14 protein-coding genes are annotated in these 14,445 nt (G+C 70.6%); 9 read left to right on the top strand and 5 right to left on the bottom strand.

Annotated elements, in window-relative coordinates:
- Nucleotides 1-60: 60 nt before the first annotated feature.
- From ARTHRO9V_RS02860 to ARTHRO9V_RS15705, 3 genes are all read left to right on the top strand, one after another.
- Nucleotides 61-765, top strand: a complete 705-nt coding sequence (locus ARTHRO9V_RS02860; RefSeq protein ID WP_123570456.1) for a response regulator transcription factor — start codon at nt 61-63, stop codon at nt 763-765.
- On the top strand, nt 755-2,062 hold the full coding sequence (locus tag ARTHRO9V_RS02855; protein ID WP_148053629.1) for a sensor histidine kinase: 1,308 nt from the start codon (nt 755-757) through the stop codon (nt 2,060-2,062). Before ARTHRO9V_RS02860 ends, ARTHRO9V_RS02855 begins: the two co-directional genes overlap by 11 nt.
- 831 nt (nt 2,063-2,893) lie before the next feature.
- Complete coding sequence (locus ARTHRO9V_RS15705; protein WP_236556862.1) at nt 2,894-3,106, top strand: hypothetical protein; 213 nt, start codon at nt 2,894-2,896, stop codon at nt 3,104-3,106.
- A 273-nt stretch (nt 3,107-3,379) separates the two neighbouring features.
- On the opposite strand, the gene ARTHRO9V_RS02845 is transcribed toward ARTHRO9V_RS15705, so the two are convergent.
- Both ARTHRO9V_RS02845 and ARTHRO9V_RS02840 read right to left on the bottom strand, forming a co-directional pair.
- Nucleotides 3,380-3,661, bottom strand: coding sequence for an acyl-CoA carboxylase epsilon subunit (locus ARTHRO9V_RS02845; protein ID WP_159825410.1), 282 nt, complete (start codon nt 3,659-3,661; stop codon nt 3,380-3,382).
- Nucleotides 3,658-5,271, bottom strand: coding sequence for an acyl-CoA carboxylase subunit beta (locus ARTHRO9V_RS02840; RefSeq protein WP_056047698.1), 1,614 nt, complete (start codon nt 5,269-5,271; stop codon nt 3,658-3,660). The genes ARTHRO9V_RS02845 and ARTHRO9V_RS02840 overlap by 4 nt, the downstream gene beginning before the upstream one ends.
- Nucleotides 5,272-5,378: 107 nt before the next feature.
- On the opposite strand from ARTHRO9V_RS02840, the gene ARTHRO9V_RS02835 reads away from it, so the two are divergent.
- From ARTHRO9V_RS02835 to ARTHRO9V_RS02810, 6 genes are all read left to right on the top strand, one after another.
- Nucleotides 5,379-6,158, top strand: coding sequence for a biotin--[acetyl-CoA-carboxylase] ligase (locus tag ARTHRO9V_RS02835; RefSeq protein ID WP_123570453.1), 780 nt, complete (start codon nt 5,379-5,381; stop codon nt 6,156-6,158).
- A gap of 4 nt (nt 6,159-6,162) precedes the next feature.
- Nucleotides 6,163-6,711 carry a PH domain-containing protein gene (locus ARTHRO9V_RS02830; RefSeq protein ID WP_233568358.1) on the top strand — a complete coding sequence of 183 codons (549 nt, stop codon included), beginning with the start codon at nt 6,163-6,165 and terminating at the stop codon, nt 6,709-6,711.
- A gap of 28 nt (nt 6,712-6,739) precedes the next feature.
- Nucleotides 6,740-8,044: a UDP-glucose/GDP-mannose dehydrogenase family protein gene (locus ARTHRO9V_RS02825; RefSeq protein WP_123570451.1), complete on the top strand. Its 1,305-nt coding sequence runs from the start codon at nt 6,740-6,742 to the stop codon at nt 8,042-8,044.
- Between the two features lie 75 nt (nt 8,045-8,119).
- Nucleotides 8,120-9,289, top strand: coding sequence for a 5-(carboxyamino)imidazole ribonucleotide synthase (locus ARTHRO9V_RS02820; protein ID WP_255477487.1), 1,170 nt, complete (start codon nt 8,120-8,122; stop codon nt 9,287-9,289).
- An 86-nt stretch (nt 9,290-9,375) separates the two neighbouring features.
- A complete protein-coding gene (purE, locus tag ARTHRO9V_RS02815) occupies nt 9,376-9,843 on the top strand; it encodes a 5-(carboxyamino)imidazole ribonucleotide mutase (RefSeq protein WP_173152166.1) in 468 nt (155 codons plus the stop codon).
- Between the two features lie 47 nt (nt 9,844-9,890).
- Nucleotides 9,891-11,183 carry an LCP family protein gene (locus ARTHRO9V_RS02810; protein WP_173151206.1) on the top strand — a complete coding sequence of 431 codons (1,293 nt, stop codon included), beginning with the start codon at nt 9,891-9,893 and terminating at the stop codon, nt 11,181-11,183.
- A 110-nt stretch (nt 11,184-11,293) separates the two neighbouring features.
- Here ARTHRO9V_RS02810 and ARTHRO9V_RS02805 read toward each other — a convergent pair whose 3' ends face one another.
- The 3 genes from ARTHRO9V_RS02805 to rfbB are packed head-to-tail and all read right to left on the bottom strand — an operon-like array spanning nt 11,294 to nt 14,281.
- Entirely contained in the window at nt 11,294-12,433 is a 1,140-nt protein-coding gene (locus ARTHRO9V_RS02805; RefSeq protein WP_159825406.1) for a glycosyltransferase family 1 protein, read from the bottom strand.
- Nucleotides 12,408-13,298, bottom strand: coding sequence for a dTDP-4-dehydrorhamnose reductase (gene rfbD / locus ARTHRO9V_RS02800; RefSeq protein WP_159825404.1), 891 nt, complete (start codon nt 13,296-13,298; stop codon nt 12,408-12,410). The genes ARTHRO9V_RS02805 and rfbD overlap by 26 nt, the downstream gene beginning before the upstream one ends.
- Nucleotides 13,298-14,281: a dTDP-glucose 4,6-dehydratase gene (rfbB, locus tag ARTHRO9V_RS02795; RefSeq protein ID WP_123570446.1), complete on the bottom strand. Its 984-nt coding sequence runs from the start codon at nt 14,279-14,281 to the stop codon at nt 13,298-13,300. The genes rfbD and rfbB overlap by 1 nt, the downstream gene beginning before the upstream one ends.
- Nucleotides 14,282-14,445 lie beyond the last annotated feature (164 nt).

The following is a 14,445-nucleotide window of genomic DNA, read 5'->3' as shown; positions in this document are numbered from 1 at the left end:
ATGTACCCCGTGCACGCCCGGGATCCAGGGACCAGGGCACACGCCGACCGAAGGATCACCGTGTCAGACATCACGACCGAGACCCCCATCGCCACCCGCCAGACAGCACCCGTGCGGGTCGCCGTCGTCGACGACCACGAGTCGGTGCGGCTCGGCATCCAGGCCGCGTGCCAGAACGAGGGCTTCGAGGTGATCCTCACCGCCGCCGGCGTGCAGGAGTTCGTCGAGAACCTCGCGGGTCGCGAGGTCGACGTCGTCGTCCTCGACCTGTCGCTCGGCGACGGCTCGACCGTCACCGAGAACGTCAAGCGCGTCCAGGCGACGGGGTCGGCCGTCCTCGTGCACAGCATCGCCGACCGGGTCGCCTCGGTCCGTGAGGCGCTCGCCGCGGGGGCGGCCGGCGTCATCCCGAAGTCCTCCGCCACGAAGACCGTCATGGCCGCGGTCGCCACGGTCGCCCGCGGCGACGTGCTCAACAACCTCGAGTGGGCGAGCGCGATCGATGCCGACCGCGACTTCGCCAAGGCCCAGTTGGGTCGTCGCGAGCGCGAGATCCTGCACCTCTACGCCTCGGGTCTGCCGCTGAAGCTGGCCGCCCAACAGCTCGGCATCGGCTACTCGACGGCCCGCGAGTACCTCGACCGCATCCGCGTCAAGTACGTCGAGGTCGGACGCCCGGCACCCACCAAGGTCGACCTCCTCCGTCGCGCCGTCGAGGACGGCATCCTGCCGGGGCTCGACGCGGACGGCGGCGATGGCCGGTGAGGGTCGGCTGACCGGCCCGCTCCCGCTCGGCCCCCTCCGGCCCCCGCGCAACCCGATCAGTCGTGCCCTGCTCGACAAGGTGCTGGGGCGCATCATCGCCGCGGCCGGTCTCGTGTTCGGCCTGCAGGCCCTGCCCGGGATGATCGGTCAGGTCGGGAGCATGCAGCTCGCCTGGGCCTGGGTGATCGGCCTGGCCATGTTCGGCGGGTTCCTGGCGTTGGTCGTGGCGAGCCTCGTGCAGCGCGGCGTGACCACGGTCGAGGCCTTCGTCGCCATCGCCTACCTGATCGCGCTGGTCACCTGGCCCCTCGCGGTCGACGACCCCAGCGAGGTCCAGGCGAGCGTGCCCTGGCTCTGGTACCTGTGCACCGTCGCCACGGCCTCGGCCGCGTCGGCGTTCTCCACCTGGATCGCCACCGGCTACCTCTTCGTCGCCCCGGCCGTCTACGGCTTCATCCGCCTGACGCCGTCGGGCGGAGCGGTCTCCCCGCAGCGCGCGACCCTCGACTCCGTCTACGCGATCCTGCTCGGCGGTGCGGTCCTGATCCTCGTGGTGATCCTGCGCCAGGCGGCCGCGAACGTCGACCAGGCCCAGGCGACCGCGGTCGCGCGGTACTCCGAGGCGATCCGCGAGCACGCCACCGAGCTCGAGCGGGTGCAGGTCGACGCCATCGTGCACGACAGCGTCCTCACGACCTTCATCCAGGCGGCCAGGGCCTGGTCGCCCGAAGAACGTGAGCTGTCGACCAACATGGCCCGGAACGCGATGTCCCACCTCTCGGCGGCGGCGAGCACGACGCCGTTCGACGAGTCCGACACGACGGTCACGGGCATGGTCGACCGCATCGCGGCCGCCGTGTCGGACCTGGGCGTCTCGGTCGAGCTGCGCCGGGGCCCGATCGAGGGCGAGGGCATCCCGTCCACCGCCGCGGAGGCCCTCTACTCGGCCGCCGTGCAGGCCCTGGTGAACAGTTCCCAGCACGCCGGGGACGCGCCCGGTGTCCGGCGGTGGGTCGACGTCACCCGCGAGGCGACCGGCCTCACGACCGTCGAGGTCGGCGACACGGGCAAGGGCTTCGAGCCGGCGACGGTGCCGACCGAGCGTCTGGGTGTCCGGGTGTCGATCCACGAGAGGCTGAACAACGCCGGCGGACTCGCGACCATCGACTCGGCACCGGGGCGCGGAACCCTCGTGCGACTGCAGTGGCCGGTCGGCGCCCTCCTCGAGGGAGGATCGGCTCCCCGTCCCTCGCCCGACCGCGCCGACGAGACGGGCATCCCGGAGGGCGTCGCGTGAGGGTCTCCGTGCCGCGGTGGCTGATCGTCTCGCTCGCCGCCGTCTTCTCGGCCTACCATCTGGTCCTCGCCGTGGCCTCGTTGGACCGGTTCACCGATCCGCTTCCCGTCGTCGCGTGCATGGTGTTGTACGCCGCGGCGACCGTGGCCGTGCTGTGGCCCAGCCGCCACGTCATCATGCCCGTGTGGCTGGCCTCGTTCTGCCTCGCCGTAAGCATCGTCCTCCCGCTGGTCGTGACCTCCGAGCTCGACAGCTCGGTGAAGAACGGCTATGCCACGTGGTACGTGGCGGCCGTGGGCACGCTCATGGTGATCGTGTCGACGAGACGCCGCCAGGGGTTCGCCTGGCTCGGGGTCGGATTCATGGCGGCTCACGGGGTGCTCTGGGCCGGGGCCGAACAGATCGCCGACCTCGGCATCGTCGGCAGCGTGGTCTGGGTCGCCTTCAGCCACGCGATGTCGAGCACGCTGACGCGTGCCGGGCGCGAGACGCGTGAGTTCATCCTCGCCGAGCACGAGGCGGCGGACTGGCAGGCCGCGCAGGAAGCCCACGTGAACGAGCGGCAGTACCGGCTGCTGCAGACGGGCCGGACGGCACGGCCGATGCTCCAGACCATCGTCGATCGACACGGCGACCTGACCGCGGCCGAGCGCCAGGAGTGCCTGAACCTCGAGGGGGCCATCCGGGACGAGATCCGGGGACGCCGCCTCCTCGACGACGACGTGCGTCACGAGGTCATGGCGGCGCGTCGTCGGGGGGGCCGTCGTCAGCCTCCTCGACGAGGGAGGCCTCGACGACCTCGGGCCAACGGATCTGCGGCGGGTCCATGCCGTGCTCGCCGAGGCCCTCCGCGGCTCGCTCGCCGATCGCATCATCGTCCGGACCGTCCAGGGCGGGGGAGACGACGCCGTCACGGTCGTCGGGCTCGGTTCGCCGGACCTGTCGTCGAGCGCCCTCGGCCGGGGCGTCTCGGCCGACGCGGACGAGGACGACGACGCCGACGAGGTGCAGCTCTGGCTGCAGATCCCCCGCTCGGCCCCCTGATCATCCACCGGGCAGCCTCACGGCAGGGCCGGGGAAGAAGGAAGGGCCGGACGATCGTCCGGCCCTTCCGAGACCCTGAGTCAGGGCGGCAACCCGAATGTCGCCCTGACTCCCCCCGGCAGGAAGCCACTACCCATGTGGTCCTGCTGGTGGTGTGACTCCGAGAGAGACACCTAGCAAGAGCAAGCATGGTGGGTCGGGGCCCCGGGTGCAGTCGTCATTTAGGGGGACAGGCGGGGGAAGATGACTGCGTCTACCCCCGTTCCGGGGGCGTCAGCCCTCGAAACCCCGCCAGCGGCCTTCTCCGGCCGTGATGACGGGACGGGGTGCCCGGGCCGATCGCGTCCAGCCCGACGTCGTGGGTCGGGAGGACGTCGTCGTCGCCGATCCGGCCCGGCCGGCCGCGACGGCGGCGAGCAGCGCCGTGACGGCCGCCAGTTCGTCCGGCGTCGGGTCCCCGGCGACGACCCTGATGAGGGGAGCCGACGGCTGCTCGTCCGGGTCGGTGGGGGAGTCCGCCGGGTCGGAGGAGGCGGCGGCGTGGCGACCACTCACAGGGGGATGTTCCCGTGCTTCTTCGGCGGCAGGGTCGCCCGTTTGGTCTTCAGGGCCCGCAGTGCCTTGATGACGGCGACGCGGGTCGCGGCCGGTTCGACGACACCGTCGAGCTCGCCCCGCTCCGCGGCGAGGAAGGGACTCGCCACGTTGTAGGTGTACTCGTTGGCCAGTCGCGTGCGCACCGCCGCCACGTCTTCGCCCGCCTCGGCCGCCGCCTTGATCTCGTTGCGGTAGAGGATGTTGACGGCACCCTGGCCGCCCATCACGGCGATCTCGGCCGTGGGCCACGCGAGGTTGATGTCGGCACCCAGCTGCTTCGACCCCATGACGATGTAGGCACCGCCGTACGCCTTGCGGGTGATCACCGTCACGAGCGGGACCGTGGCCTCGGCGTAGGCGTAGAGCAGCTTGGCTCCGCGACGGATGACACCGGTCCACTCCTGGTCCGTGCCGGGCAGGTAGCCGGGCACGTCGACCAGGGTGAGGATCGGGATGTTGAACGCGTCGCAGAAGCGCACGAAACGACTGGCCTTCTCGCCGGCCTCGATGTTGAGGGTGCCGGCCATGGCGGACGGCTGGTTGGCGATCACGCCCACCGGACGGCCCTCCACCCGGCCGAAGCCCACGACGATGTTGGGCGCGAACAGCGGCTGGACCTCGAGGAACTCGCCGTCGTCGACGACGTGGTCGATGACGGTCATGACGTCGTAGGGCTGGTTCGGGCTGTCCGGGATCAGCGTGTTCAGCTGGCGGTCGTGGTCGGTGGTCTCGAGTTCGACCGGCACGTCGAAGACGTGCGGGTCGGCCAGGTTGTTGTCGGGCAGGTACGAGAGCAGCGCGCGGGCGTAGTCGAGGGCGTCGTCCTCGTCGCTCGCCAGGTAGTGCGACACGCCCGAGACCTTGTTGTGGGTCAGGGCTCCGCCGAGCTCTTCGAAGCCCACGTCCTCGCCCGTCACGGTCTTGATGACGTCCGGGCCGGTGACGAACATGTGGCTGGTCTTGTCGACCATGATCACGAAGTCGGTCAGAGCGGGGGAGTACACCGCGCCTCCGGCCGCGGGGCCCATGATCAGCGAGATCTGGGGGATGACGCCCGAGGCGGCCGTGTTCAGCCGGAAGATCTCGCCGTACTTGCCCAGGGCGACGACGCCCTCCTGGATGCGCGCTCCGCCCGAGTCGAGGATGCCGATGATGGGCACCCCGGTCTTGAGGGCCAGCTGCATGACCTTGATGATCTTCTCACCCGCCACCTCGCCGAGCGAGCCGCCGAAGATGGTGAAGTCCTGCGAGTAGACCGCGACCTGGCGGCCGTGGATCGTGCCCGTTCCCGTGACGACCGCGTCGCCGTAGGGCCGTTTGGCCTCCATGCCGAAGGCGTGGGTGCGGTGTCGGACGAACTCGTCGAGTTCGACGAACGAACCCGGGTCGAGCAGCTCGTCGATCCGTTCGCGGGCCGTCTTCTTGCCCTTGGCGTGCTGCTTCGCGATCGCGGCCTCGCCGCTGGCCGTCACGGCCTCGTGATAGCGGGCCTTGAGATCGGCGAGCTTGCCCGCGGTGGTGTGCAGGTCGGGCGCGGCGTCGGTGAGTGGCGCGGAGTCAGGAGTCACGCGCTTCACTCTACTGACCGACCCGCAGCCATCCGTTGGAGGTTTCCACGCGTGGACGGCGTCGCACGTCGTAGGAGTCGTCAACCGAGGCCGCCTAGGCTGACCCGATGGACTTCCCCCTCAGCGCGTCCGTCAGCCCCCGTCTCGTGGTGCTCGAGTCCACCGGATCGACCAACGCCGACCTGCTGGCCGCCGTCGACGAGCCGCACCTGGCGACCTGGCTGACCCTCGACCAGGCCGCCGGGCGGGGCCGGCTCGGTCGACGGTGGGAGACCGCGCCCGGTCGATCCCTCGCGGCGAGCGTCCTGCTGCGCCGCGGCGACCTGCCGGTCGACTCGCTCGGCTGGGTGCCGCTCCTCGCCGGCGTCGCGATGCGCGCCTCCGTCCAGGGCTTGCTCCCGGGCGGCGACGTCACGCTGAAGTGGCCCAACGACGTGCAGGTGGACGGCGGCAAGGTCTGCGGCCTGCTCGCCGAGCTGAGGCCCGACGCGAGCGCCGTGGTCGTGGGGGCCGGGGTCAACCTCACGGTGCCGGCCGACGAGCTGCCGACGCCGACCTCGACGTCGCTCGGTCTGCACGGTGCGCGGGGCACGGCTCTCGAGCTCGCCGACGCCGTGCTGTCGGCCTGGGTCTCCGGTCTGGCCCGGTTCGTCGCCGACCTCGCCGCGGCCCGGGGCGACGCCGTGGCGAGCGGCGCCCTGTCGCTGGTGCGCACGCACTGCGCGACGCTGGGGCGCGACGTCCGCGTCGAACTCCCCGGAGGCGCGGCTCTCGTGGGCGAGGCCGTCGACGTCGACGAGGCGGGCCGGTTGGTCGTGCGTTCCGCCTCGACCGGCGGGCTGACGGCCGTCGCTTCGGGTGACGTCACGCATCTGCGGTATGAATGAGCCTGTGAGCAGCGACGGACCACAGCCGACCGAGTACGTCGTCGCGCGGCTGCGTCCCCACGCCCGGGTTCTGTTCTGGCCGTCCCTCGGGCTCGTCGGCATCTGCGCCGCGACCGGCTACTTCGGCGGTCGCTTCGACGTCGCCTGGCAGAACTACGTCGTGCTGGGCTCGGCCGTCGCCCTCATCGTGCTGCTCTGGTTGGTGCCCGTGCTGATCTGGCTCGGCAAGCGCTACGTCATCACCTCGCGTCGCCTCGTCGTGCGCAAGGGGCTGTTCGTGCGCACTCGTCAAGAGTTGCTCCACAGCCGCGGCTACGACCTCACGGTGCGCAAGAACTCGGTCCAGAGCGCCTTCCGCAGCGGAGACGTCCTGATCAACACCGGCCTCGACCGTCCGCTCGTCCTCTGGGACGTGCCGTCGGCCGACCTCGTCCAATCGACCCTGCACGACCTGATGGAGTCGAACCTCAACAGCGTCGCGCAGCGTCGCCAACACGAGCAGTCCGTCGGACACGCCGACACCACCTCATGGGGCGACGACCGGGTCATCTGATCCGGCTCGCGTGATATAGGATATTACAATGCGAATCTCAGTCATCGGTTGCGGTTACCTCGGAGCCGTGCACGCCGCGTGCATGGCCGACCTCGGGCACGACGTGGTCGGCATCGACGTCGACCCGGGCAAGATCGCCCTGCTCTCGTCGGGTCACGCCCCGTTCTTCGAACCCGGACTGCCCGAGGCGCTCCGCCGGGCCCTCGACTCGGGGCGACTGCGGTTCTCGACCGACCCGGCCGACGCCGCCGGTTCGCAGGTCCACTTCGTCGCCGTCGGCACCCCGCAGACCCCGGGCAGCGACGCGGCCGACCTCACCTACGTCGACGCCGCGGTCCAGGGGCTCTTGCCCCACCTCGCCGACGGCGACCTCGTGGTGGGCAAGTCCACCGTTCCCGTCGGCACCGCGAGCCGACTCGCCGACCTGGTCCGCGCCTCCTCCGGGGCCGACCTGGCCTGGAACCCCGAGTTCCTCCGCGAGGGCTTCGCCGTGGCCGACACCGTCGCGCCCGACCGCTTCGTCTACGGAGTGCCCGAGGGTGACGCCGGTGAGCGGGCGACGGCCGTGCTCGACGAGGTCTACGCGACGGCTCTGGCGACGGGCACGCCCCGGCTCGTGACCGGGTACGCGACGGCCGAACTGGTGAAGGTCTCGGCCAACGCGTTCCTCGCGACGAAGATCTCGTTCATCAACGCGATGGCCGAGATCGCCGAGGCCACCGGTGCGGACGTGACGCAGCTGGCCGACGCGATCGGGCACGACGCCCGCATCGGCCGCCGGTTCCTCAACGCCGGCCTCGGCTTCGGCGGCGGGTGCCTGCCGAAGGACATCCGGGCGTTCCGGGCCCGATCGCGCGAGTTGGGGCTCGAGTCCCTGGACTTCCTCGCCGACGTCGACGCCGTCAACCTGCGCCGCCGCGACCGCGTCGTCGAGCTCGCGGGCGAGTTGCTCGGCGAGGTGCGCGGTGCGCGCGTCGCCGTCCTCGGGGTGGCGTTCAAGCCCGACAGCGACGACGTCCGCGACTCGCCGGCCCTCGACGTCGCCCGACGACTGCACGCCGCCGGGGCCGACGTGGTCGTCCACGACCCCGAGGCCAACGAGACCGCCGCCCGGCTGGCTCCCGACCTCACCTACGTCGGGGACGTCCCCACCGCCCTCCGCGACGCCGAGCTCGTGTTGGTCCTCACCGAATGGACGCAGTTCAAGGCGCTGCGTCCGGCCGACGTCGCCGCCCTCGTCTCCCGGCGACGCATCGTCGACGCGCGCAACGTGTTCGACCCCGCCGAGTGGCGCGAGGCCGGGTTCGAGTTCCGGGGGCTCGGGCGACCGTAGCCTCGCGACGGCCAGGTCGACCATCGGGCAAGATGGTTCGAGCCGGAAGCCGACGGATGAGCCCGTCCTCTCCCGGTGACGCCCGGAGCACGACAGGAAGAGGACCAGATGGCAAACCGTGTCGGCGTGATCGGTGGCGGCCAGCTCGCCCGCATGATGATCCCGCCCGCCGTCCACCTCGGCATCGAGATCAGCGTCCTCGCCGAGGCCGAGGGCAGTTCGGCCAGGCTGGCGGCGACACAGGTGGGTGACTACCACGACGTCGACGTCGTCCTCGATTTCGCCCGCACGGTCGACGTGGTCACCTTCGACCACGAGCACGTTCCCCAGCAGGTCCTGACCGCCCTCGTCGACGCGGGCGTGCCCGTGCATCCCGGGCCGTCCGCGCTGGCCGTCGCGCAGGACAAGATCGTCATGCGTCAGCGGCTCACCGAGCTCGGGCTGCCCGTCCCGGACTGGGCGGCCGTCCACGACGCCTCCGAGCTCGAGGCGTTCCTCGCCGACCACGGAGGCCGGGCGGTCGTCAAGACCGCGCGGGGTGGTTACGACGGCAAAGGCGTGCGCGTGGTCTCGGCCGCGCACGAAGCCGACGACTGGTTCGGAGCCCTGGCCGAGGACGGCAACGGAGGCGCGCTCCTCGTCGAGGAGCTCGTCGAGTTCCGGCGTGAGCTGTCGCAGCTCGTGGCCCGTCGTCCGAGCGGCGACATCGTCCCGTGGCCCCTCGTCGAGACCGTCCAACGCGACGGGGTCTGTTCCGAGGTCTTCGCCCCGGCGCCCTCGAGTGCCGGTCGCCTGGCCGACCTGGCCGACGAGATCGCCCGGACGGTCGCCGAGCGGCTCGACGTCACCGGGGTCCTGGCCGTCGAGCTCTTCGAGACGACCGACGAGCGGCTGCTGATCAACGAACTCGCCATGCGGCCGCACAACACCGGCCATTGGACGATCGACGGGTCGACCACGAGCCAGTTCGAACAGCACCTCCGGGCCGTGCTCGACCTGCCCCTGGGCGACACGGACTGCCACCGCCCGTGGAGCGTCATGCTGAACGTGCTCGGCGGACCGGCGACCGGGTCGATGGCCGACCGTCTCCCCGCTCTCATGGCCGACCAGCCGGCGGTCAAGGTCCACGACTACGGCAAGGAGCCGCGGCCCGGTCGCAAGGTCGGTCACGTCACCGTGGTCGGCGACGACCTCGACGAGGCCGTCTTCCGGGCGCGCGCCGCTGTCGAGTTCTTCACCGACTGACGGCTATCCTCTAGTCCGTGTCCGACCCGAAGAGCACCGACGTGCGCCCGAACGACCCCGCCGTGCCCGCGAAGGTCGCGATCGTCATGGGCTCCGACAGCGACTGGCCCACCATGCAGGGCGCGTCGACGATCTTGTCCGAGCTGGGCATCCCGCACGAGGTCGAGGTCGTCTCGGCGCACCGCACGCCCGACAAGATGATCGCCTTCGGTCGAGACGCCGCCGGTCGGGGGATCTCCGTCGTCATCGCCGGGGCCGGGGGAGCAGCGCACCTGCCCGGCATGATCGCCTCGGTGACGACCCTGCCCGTGGTCGGCGTGCCCGTCGCGCTGGCCAAGCTCGACGGTCTGGACTCCTTGCTCTCGATCGTGCAGATGCCGGCGGGCATCCCCGTCGCGACCGTGTCGATCGGTGGCTCGGTCAACGCCGGCCTGCTCGCGGCCCGCATCATCGGCACGCACGACCCGGCCGTCGCCGAGCGGTTGGCCCGTCACGCCGAGTCCCTCGCCGGTCTGGTCGAGCAGAAGAACGCCGACCTGCGCCGATCACTGTGAGCACGTCCCTGCCCGTGCGTCACCCCGACGCCACCTCCGAGCCCTTCATGACGAAGCGAGCGTGGGTGCTCGTCCTGTTGAACGTGGTCGTGCCCGGCTCGGCGCAGGTGCTCGCGGGCAGCCGCCGACTCGGCCGGTGGGGGCTCGCCTCCACCCTGGTCTTCTGGGCGGTCGCGGTCGTCGTCATCGTCCTGGCGTTCGCCTTCCGCTCGCCCCTGATCGAGATCGCGACCAACGTCGTCGCCCTGACGATCGTCCAGGTCTTCCTCGCGTACTACGCGGTGTTGTGGGTGGTGCTGACCGTCGACACGTTGCGCTTGGCCCGCATCGTCCGGACGGCCCCCTCGGCGCGGGGATTCCTCGCCGGAGCGATGGTGCTCTTGATGGTGGTGACCGTCGGGCCCGCCGCCTACGGGGCCTACCTCGCCGGGGTGCAGCACGGTCTGCTGAACAGTCTCTTCACCTCGAGGGCCGACGCCGCGCCTCCTGTGGACGGTCGCTACAACATCATGTTGCTCGGCGGTGATGCGGGGGCCGACCGCACGGGTCTGCGTCCCGACAGCATCTCGGTCGCCAGCATCGACGCCGAGACCGGTGCGACCACCATCGTGGGAATCCCGCGGAACCTGTACGACGCGCCCTTCGTCGCGGGATCGCCGCTGTACGGCGAGTACCCCGACGGCTACGACTGCGGTGACGACTGCCTCGTGAGCTTCCTGTACACCTACGGGGAAGAGCATCCCGACCTCTACCCCGATGCCGAGTCGAGGGGAAGCAACCCCGGGGTCGAGGCGATGCGTGACGCCGTCGAGGGCATCACGGGCCTGACGGTGCAGTACTACGCCCTCATCGACATGCAGGGCTTCGTCGACCTCATCGACGCGCTCGGCGGCATCCAGGTCGACGTGCAGCAGCGCATCCCGATCAACGGAGGCGTGGACGGCAACGGTCAGCCGATCAACGTCGACGGCTGGATCGAGCCCGGCGAGCAGAAGCTCGACGGGTACCACGCCCTCTGGTACGCCAGGGCGCGGCACGGCACCAGCGACTACGACCGCATGGCTCGTCAGCGCGAGGTGCAGCAGGCGCTCCTCTCCCAGTTCCAGCCGGCGACGGTGCTCTCGAAGTTCCAGGCAGTCGCGTCGGCCGGTGTGCAGACCGTCGACACCGACATCCCGCAGGGTGCCCTTGCTGCCTTCGTCGACCTGGCCGTCAAGGCGAAGTCGCAGCAGATCACGAGTCTCGAACTCGTGCCGCCCACCTATGACAACGTCTACCCGGACTACGACGCGATGCGCACCGCCGTGGCGCAGGCCACGACGTCCGTCACCGCACCCTGACGACCCGTCTCAGGCCGTGCGTCGAGGCCGGTCGGCGGAAGCGGAACGGGTGAGGAGGCGCCCCTCTGCCGCGCCGGTCACGCGCGTCGTGACCCGTGTCTCCGGGTTCCTCAGAGGTCGGCGTGCAGCTGCCACACCTTGTCGGCCGAGTCCCGCCAGCTGAAGGCGCGCGCCCGGTCGATCCCGGCGATGCCGAGACGTGTCGACAGTTCGACGTCGGAGACGACCTGGAACATGGCCTGGGCGAGGCGCTCCGGGTAGCCGGCGGAGTCTTCCCGCGGCACGCTGACGGCCGCGTCCGCTGCCACCTCGAGGAGGGCGGGGGCATCCGAGACGATGGTGGGCGTGCCCAGGCTGAACGCCTCGACGACGGGCAGCCCGAATCCCTCGGCGAGACTGGGGAACACGAAGACGGCCGCGCGCTGCAACAGGACGGCGAGCTGCTCGTCCGACACGAAGCCCATCGTGCGGACCTTGTGGGCGGGGAGCCCTGCCGCGGCGACCAGGTCGGCCACCTTCAGGTCTCCCCATCCCTCGGGGCCGACGATCAGCAGGGGCAGGTCGGGGGCGTCGGGGTGTGCGAGGGCCTGGATGAGGGGCTCGATGCCCTTGCGCGGTTCGAGGGTGCCGACGCTGAGGGCGTACCGCTCGGGAAGGTCCAGGGCATCGGCGACCTCGTCGGCGTCCGCGGGGACGGCGAGCTTGGGGCTCACGGCACCGCCGATGACGCGCAGGCGGTCGCCGAAGGGGAACAACTCGGAGAGTTCGCGAGCGACGCTGTGCGTCGGTACGACGACGCCGTCGGCGTGCTTGAAGGCGCGCTTGGTCATCGCCTTGTGCCAGCGGACGCCACGAGGGGTGAGGGTCTCGGGGTGGGTCCACGGCACCGTGTCGTGGATCGTGACGACGGTCTGCGTTCCCGGGTCGAGGGCGCGGTCGTGACGGTAGAGGGGAGCGAGCAGGCTGGTCGCGTGGACCATCCCCCGGCCGGGAAGACCGACGACGCCGCCCTGCCACGCCAGCGACAACTCGCGGCGACCGAGTGGCGACTTGGCGACGCGGGACAGCCCCGGCAGCAGGTCCGTCAACCGGTCGTAGTCGGTCTGCGGGTGGGCCGCCACGACGCCCTCGACGTCGCAGCCGCGGGGAGCCGTCTCGACGAGGGCCCGGGTCAACTCTTCCGTGTAGCGCCCGATGCCTCCGGGGATGGGAGCCAGGATCTGGTCAACGACTACTCGCAGCGTGGTCATCGGTCTGCAACACTCCCCTGCTCGCGGCCTCGGCCAGCGCTTCTCTCCACGGACGCATGGGCGCCAGTCCGGCCCGTCCCCATGCGTCGTGGCCGAGGACGCTGTAGCTCGGTCTCGGTGCGGGACGTACGAATGTGGAGCTGTCCGTCGGCAAGACCCTGGCCGGATCGAGTCCGGCTTCGTCGAAGACGGCCCGGGCGAACTCGAACCAGCTCGTACTGCCGGAGTTGGTGCCGTGGTACACGCCGGCCGGAGCGTCGGAGTCGAGCAGCGCGACGATCTGGGCCGCGAGGTCGGCCGTCCACGTCGGCTGACCGAGCTGGTCGTCGACGACCTTGACGGTGTCGTGCGAGCCTGCGAGCTTGACCATCGTCTTCGCGAAGTTGCCCCCGTGGGCACCGTACAGCCACGCCGTGCGCACGACGAAGGTGCCCTCCGGGTTGGCGGCGAGGGCGAGCTTCTCTCCCTCGGCCTTCGTGCGGCCGTAGGCGCTGACCGGCGCGATCGTGGCGTCCTCGGCATAGGGCGTGGCGGCATCTCCGTCGAAGACGTAGTCGGTCGAGACCTGGACGAGCTTCGCCCCGACGGATGCCGTCGCCTCGGAAAGAAGACCGGCGGCGGTGCCGTTGACGGCCAATGCGGCTTCTTCGTCGGTCTCGGCCGCGTCCACGGCGGTGTACGCGGCGGCGTTGATGACGACGTCGTGTCCCTCGACAGCGGCGAACACGGCGTCCCGGTCGGTCACGTCGAGGTCCGCGCGGCCGAGGACCGTGACGTCACGCCCGAAGAGCGCCTCGAGCAGGTCGGTGCCGAGCATTCCCCGGGCCCCGGTGACGAGGTACTTCGAGTTCTGAGGGGCGGCCATCAGAGGGCGGCGCGCTCTTTGAGCGGCTGCCACCACTCGCGGTTGTCGCGGTACCACTGGACGACGTCGGCGAGACCCTTCTCGAACGGGACCTGGGGCTCGTAGCCGAGCTCGTCCCGGATCTTCGAGATGTCGACGGAGTACCTCAGGTCGTGGCCCAGACGGTCCTGGACGCGGTCGACGTACGACCAGTCCTTGCCGGTGGCCTCGAGCAACATCTCGGTGAGCTCTTTGTTGGTGAGCTCGGTCCCGCCGCCGATGTTGTAGATCTCTCCGGCGCGACCGTTGACGAGCACCATGGCGATGCCACGGGTGTGGTCGTCGACGTGCAGCCAGTCCCGGATGTTGTTGCCCTCGCCGTAGAGCGGCACGTGCACGTCGTCGATCAGGTTCGTGACGAAGAGCGGGATGACCTTCTCGGGGAAGTGGTAGGGGCCGTAGTTGTTGCTGCAGCGCGTGATGGAGACGTTCAGCCCGTGCGTACGGTGGTAGCTGCGGGCGAGCAGGTCGCTCCCGGCCTTCGAGGCGGAGTAGGGCGAGTTCGGTTCGAGCGGTCGGTCCTCTGCCCAGGAGCCCTCGGCGATGGAGCCGTAGACCTCGTCGGTCGAGACGTGCACGAAGCGCTTCAGGTCGTTGCGCAGGGCGGCGTCGAGCAGCTGCTGCGTTCCCAGCACGTTCGTCTCGACGAAGATCGAGGCGTCGCGGACCGAGCGGTCGACGTGGGACTCCGCGGCGAAGTGGACCACGGCGTCGACCCCGGGGAAGAGCGTGTCGAGCAGGGCACCGTCACGGATGTCGCCCTTGACGAACGTGTAACGGGGGGAGTCGGCGACACTCGCCAGGTTGGCCTCGTTGCCCGAGTAGGTGAGCGCGTCGAGGACGACGACCTCGGCCCCTTCGAGGCCCGGGTAGGCATCTTCGAGGGTGCGGCGGACGAAGTTGGAGCCGATGAAGCCGGCTCCACCGGTGACGAGAATTTTCACAGTGGTCCCTTGGGGTCGATCGCAGGCGGTCGAGACATCTTAGCCGACAGCGCGGACCAACCGGAGGGCCACATCGGCCCGGACGCACGAGGACGCCTCGTGACCCCAGTCGTGGGGGATCATCCGGCCTCGAGCGCCGGAAAACCGGGGTACAGCGTGCGGGG

Origin of the sequence: Frigoribacterium sp. 9N, assembly GCF_902506305.1 — a bacterium.
In the GTDB taxonomy this organism is placed as follows: Bacteria; Actinomycetota; Actinomycetes; order Actinomycetales; family Microbacteriaceae; genus Frigoribacterium.
The sequence above is the reverse complement of the archived record's forward strand: the minus strand, read 5'-3'. Positions and strand labels throughout refer to the sequence as shown.